Source organism: Pseudomonas sp. SIMBA_068 (assembly GCF_046534705.1).
GTDB classification, from domain to species: domain Bacteria; phylum Pseudomonadota; class Gammaproteobacteria; order Pseudomonadales; family Pseudomonadaceae; genus Aquipseudomonas; species Aquipseudomonas putida.
Genome location: NZ_JAWRYI010001096.1, coordinates 1 through 252, shown reverse-complemented (window position 1 = coordinate 252; position 252 = coordinate 1). Strand labels below are relative to the sequence as shown.

Here is a 252-nt window from a genome sequence, read left to right as displayed (position 1 = left end):
CATTGAACGACAAGGGTGTGGATATAAAGGGGACAAACGACTTTGGCCGTAACAGTGAACCTGTTAAGAAAAAAGTTATGACTCCTATTATTAATAAAGCTAAAGTGCCAGCTCCTGAGAAGGCAGATCATCGTTTAGTTCCATCTAAAACAGCAAAACTTTCGCCTGCTGTTTTACTAAAGCTAAGTACGCTTAAGCCATTCATAAAAGAAGCCGAAAGCATGGATAAAGTATCCAATAACAATATTATCG

1 pseudogene is annotated in these 252 nt (G+C 38.1%); it reads left to right on the top strand.

Annotation, left to right across the window (positions count from 1 at the left end):
• Nucleotides 1-2 precede the first annotated feature (2 nt).
• Nucleotides 3-252: pseudogene (locus SB756_RS32860) on the top strand (hypothetical protein); the annotation flags it as partial.